We start from the raw sequence: 4,452 nt of genomic DNA, 5'->3' as shown, positions 1-4,452 counted from the left end.
CGACTGCTGGACAGGCTGCGCTTGCCGCAGTAATCGCTGGTAACCGCGTGCAACGCCAAATCAAAAAAAACCGGATAGCTCTCACTACCCGGTTTTTTTGTTATCACCCACTCAATGCGTATTCCGAGAATGAGCCAGCCAGTTAATCAAAGGTCGTCGAGGTCGGGATAGATGACTTTTCCCACAACCCATGGCTCAACGATCTCGCAATGCACCGTGCGCAGAAATGAACCCCACTCACCCCGGTTATGGGCATCCGGGCCAGTGATTGTCAGCAAAAGGTATTCATCCCGGAAAGCGTCGTAGGCGTAGATAAGCCAGAAGTCGTTGTCAGGATCGTCAACCAATGCGGTTCGATAATACTGGCGGTCTATTTTTGCCCACCTTGACTGGGTCGCATGGGTGCTGGCCAGGTGGATGTGGTGCATATCGCTGAGGTCGAGTCGTTCGTCTCGACCAAAAATTGCGGGTAGTTCACCGCACACTTTGTAGTTATAAAAATGAGCGGCGAAGTTTTTCCAATTGTTGATTTGTTCGAAAAGCGCAGAGATTTTGACTGCTGGCATCTATGGCTACTTTGTTATGGGTAGCTTGCCAGTGATCACATATTTATCGAACGCTTTCTGCCCATCACGCGCGGCTTGCCGGACATCAAGAAAAGTCAGTTCATCGCGAATGACTTTTTTAACCGGCTTGTCGATCTTTCTGGTGGTGGCCATCGGAGCCTCCAAAGGAGATGTATTCATACTGACCAGCTTAGGGGATTGGGTTTCTATCGGCAAACGATAGGACCAACCCAAAAAGCGAACCAGTCAGCGGATTCTGGCGTGCTTGTAGGGCATGGCGCCCCTATGTGTAGTCACGCCGTAAGCCACAACAAAAAACCCGGAAGCTCGCGCTATCCGGGTTTTTCGTATTACCAACCCAATCAGCGGTTAAACCGCTCTACCAACGAATATTGCGTGTTGGCAGTCTTGGTCAGCTCTTCACTCAGCAACGCCGAGTTATGCGCCTGTTCCGAGGTCTGGTCCGCCAGTTCCGAAATGTTGCTGATGTTGCGGCTGATTTCCTCAGCCACTGCACTTTGCTCTTCGGTCGCGGCGGCGATCTGCGTGGTCATGTCGGTGATGTTGGCGACCGCTTCGCTGATGCCGACCAGTGCCTGATCCGCTTCCAGCACCCGCGCCACACCTTCTTCCGCCTGGCGATGCCCGGCTTCCATGGTCTGTACGGCGCTGGATGCAGTCTGTTGCAGCTTGGCGATCAGGGCGTGGATCTGGCCGGTGGATTCGCTGGTGCGTTGCGCCAGTTGGCGGACTTCGTCGGCGACCACGGCAAAACCACGGCCCATCTCGCCGGCGCGGGCGGCTTCGATGGCGGCGTTGAGCGCGAGCAGGTTGGTCTGGTCGGCGATGCCTTTGATCACGTCGACCACACCACCGATTTCGTCGCTGTCTTTAGCCAGTTGGGTGACGGTCAGGCCGGTTTCACCGACCACAACGGACAAGCGCTGAATGGCTTCGCGGGTTTCCCCGGCGATGTCGCGGCCACGACCGGTCAGGCGATTGGCTTCCTGAGTCGCGTCAGCAGTGCGCTGTACGTGGCTCGCCACTTCCTGGGTGGTGGCGGCCATCTGGTTGACGGCGGTGGCGACCTGTTCGGTTTCCACGCGCTGGCGTTCCAGACCGCTGGAGCTGTTGTGCGCCAAAGCGTCGGATTGCTTGGCCTGATCGGTCAGGTGCTCGGCGGTGTCCTGCAGACGGGTCAGGCAGGTTTTCAAGCGCGCTTCCTGGCTGAGGATCGACATTTCCAGACGCGCCTGCGCGCCACGGCTGTCGGTGTACATCTGCGCGATCAGCGGGTCGGAAGTGGTCTGCTCGGCCAGACGCAGCAGGCGTTTGAGCCCGCGTTGCTGCCATTGCAGGCCCATCAGGCCCAGCGGCACCGACAAACCGGCAGCAAGGGCGAAGCCCCAGTGCGAGTTCAGGGTCGCGCCGATCACGAAGCTCAGTTGGCTGACCAGAATGAACGGCAGCCAGTCCTGCAACACCGGCAGCCATTTGTCGCTGGAAGGGATTGCTGACTTGCCCTGGTTGATGCGTTGGTAGAGCGCTTCGGCACGGCGGATCTGTTCGGCGGTGGGTTTGATCCGCACCGACTCGTAACCGACCACCTGATTGCCGTCGAACACCGGTGTCACGTAGGCGTTAACCCAATAATGGTCACCGGATTTGCAGCGATTCTTGACAATGCCCATCCATGGCAAGCCTTGTTTCAGTGTGCCCCACATGTGCGAAAACACCGCCGCCGGCACGTCGGGGTGACGGACCAGGTTGTGCGGCGCACGGATCAGCTCTTCACGCGAAAACCCGCTGATTTCGACGAAAGCGTCGTTGCAGTAGGTGATCACGCCCTTGGCGTCGGTTGTGGAAATCAACCGTTGCTGAGCCGGGAAAGTCCGTTCGCGTTGTGTAATGGGCTGGTTGTTACGCATGGTTTTTCAATCCGCAAGGCTTTGAAAGGTTGTCGGCGCTGACAGGAAATTATTGAAGTTTTTTTTCAGATATAAGTACGGCGTCGCAAAACCGCCCTTGCTTCAACCGGCCAGCATCGGATAGGTGAACAGCGCAAAATGCAGCAGGTTCAACCCGAAATGCGTGGCGATCGCCGCCGTCAGCCCACCAAAACGGTAGGCCAGACCATAGCCGACCCCCGCCAGACCTGCCAGCAACACCCAGTGCCAACCGGCACCCACATGCGCCAGGGCAAAGATCAGCGACGCCAGCAGCAGGGCGAGGTTTTCGCCGTAAGGCAGGTGCTTGAACAGGCGGCTCAAACCGCCCTGTATATAGCCACGAAACAGCGCTTCCTCGACCAGCGTCACCAGCAGCAGATTGTTCAGCAGCCACAGCCACGCCTGATCCGGCCACTTCGGCGCCCAGGCGATCATGCCGAGCAACAGCGCGCCACCCAGGGCCAGGGTTGCGCTCAACGTCAGGGCGAGGACGCTGGCGTACACCGTCGGACGCAGCGAGCGGGCGGCGACGATCCACGGGCAAGCGAGTAACAGCCAGAAGCCGATCAAAGGTTTGTCCAGATTCAGGTACATCGCAAACGGCACGGCGTTGTCGGTGAAACGCAGCGGGGCGATGGCCCGGCCGTTGGCGAATCCTGGCAACCAGTGCAGCGCCAGCGACAGCGCGAGGAAGATGAACACGGCATGCCCCAACAGGCGCGCCACCGGCACCTGTTGTTGGCGCACGGCGAAACCGGTCACCAGCAACAATCCGAAGGAGATCAGCGCGAGCCAGCCGAGTTGGCCGAAACTCAACGCCAATCCATAACCGAGGCTGAGAAGTGCCAGATAGAGCCATGGCAACGCCTTCATCGAAAGTCCTTGTGCAGAATGAGGGGGGAAGGGCTTTCTACACGGGTGAGGGCGTCGGGACAAGTCAAGGTGTGGCGGGAAACGGTGACACGCCACAATCCTCCCTGTAGGAGCTGCCGCAGGCTGCGATCTTTTGATCTTGAAAAGCCAAAGTCAAAAGATCGCAGCCTGCGGCAGCTCCTACAGGGTTTTGTGTGAGGCTGGGGATCAGTGCTGGTTGAGCTTCGCGGCGGCCCGCTCGGTGATTTCCGTACGCAGTTTCAGCGACGGCGCTGCACGCAGGCGAGCCTCATCGACGATCGCGCTCGGTGCCGTATCAGGGCTGCCCGAATTGAACGGCGGTGCGGGCGCATATTCCAATTGCAACTGAATCAACTGCGCTGCCTCGGCCCCCACCAGTTCGGCGGCCAGCACCAGCGCAAAATCGATCCCCGCGGTAATCCCGCCACCGGTAAACAGATTGCCGTCGCGCACCACCCGATCCTGCACCGCAATTGCGCCGAGTTTCGGCAACAGTTCGTGATAAGCCCAGTGCGTGGTGGCGCGTTTACCTTGCAGCAGGCCCGCAGCGCCCAACACCAGCGAGCCGGTGCACACCGACGTCACATACTTCGCCTGCGCCGCCTGGCGCCGGATGAAATCAAGCGTGCGCTCGTCCTCCATCAACGCGCCGACCCCCGCGCCGCCGGGCACGCAGATCACATCCAGATCCGGGCAGTCATCGAACGTGGTGGTCGGTTTCAGCAACAGGCCGGTGCTCGCGGTGACCGGCACCAGATCCTTCCAGATCAGATGCACCTGCACGTCGGGCAACGAGGCCAGCACGTCATAAGGCCCGGTCAGGTCCAATTGCTGCACCTGTGGAAACAACAGAAAACCGATCTGCAACGTCATGGTTCTTCTCCGTGAAAGGGGTGGACGGCTTCACTGTAGGCGCGTAGGTTTTGGCGCATACGCCAATCAGCCCACGAATTACGCCAAATGCCGAAAACCATTCACGTACTCGCGTTTGCCAACGTGCAAATCCTCGATGTCACCGGGCCGCTGCAAGTGTTTGCCTCGGC

The 4,452-nt window shown here is 59.1% G+C and carries 5 protein-coding genes; all 5 read right to left on the bottom strand.

Features of this window, described 5'->3' with window-relative positions; genetic code table 11:
• Positions 1-146 precede the first annotated feature (146 nt).
• The 5 genes from DBR18_RS01720 to inhA all read right to left on the bottom strand — a co-directional run bounded on the left by DBR18_RS01720 (position 147) and on the right by inhA (position 4,282).
• The gene (locus DBR18_RS01720) at positions 147-566 is read right to left on the bottom strand and encodes a type II toxin-antitoxin system YafO family toxin (RefSeq protein ID WP_108589029.1); all 420 of its coding nucleotides are present in this window, start codon (positions 564-566) and stop codon (positions 147-149) included.
• Between the two features lie 6 nt (positions 567-572).
• Positions 573-719, bottom strand: a complete 147-nt coding sequence (locus DBR18_RS28335; protein ID WP_165369536.1) for a hypothetical protein — start codon at positions 717-719, stop codon at positions 573-575.
• Positions 720-928: 209 nt separating this feature from the next.
• Positions 929-2,494: a PAS domain-containing methyl-accepting chemotaxis protein gene (locus DBR18_RS01715; RefSeq protein ID WP_003223402.1), complete on the bottom strand. Its 1,566-nt coding sequence runs from the start codon at positions 2,492-2,494 to the stop codon at positions 929-931.
• A gap of 102 nt (positions 2,495-2,596) precedes the next feature.
• Complete coding sequence (locus DBR18_RS01710) at positions 2,597-3,388, bottom strand: CPBP family intramembrane glutamic endopeptidase (RefSeq protein WP_108589028.1); 792 nt, start codon at positions 3,386-3,388, stop codon at positions 2,597-2,599.
• A 207-nt stretch (positions 3,389-3,595) separates the two neighbouring features.
• A complete protein-coding gene (inhA, locus tag DBR18_RS01705; protein WP_108589027.1) occupies positions 3,596-4,282 on the bottom strand; it encodes an isonitrile hydratase in 687 nt (228 codons plus the stop codon).
• Between the last annotated feature and the right edge of the window lie 170 nt (positions 4,283-4,452).

Source organism: Pseudomonas sp. HMWF021, from assembly GCF_003061005.1.
Classification (GTDB): domain Bacteria; phylum Pseudomonadota; class Gammaproteobacteria; order Pseudomonadales; family Pseudomonadaceae; genus Aquipseudomonas.
Note: the sequence above shows the minus strand (reverse complement) of the source record. Positions and strands in the feature narration are given on the sequence as shown.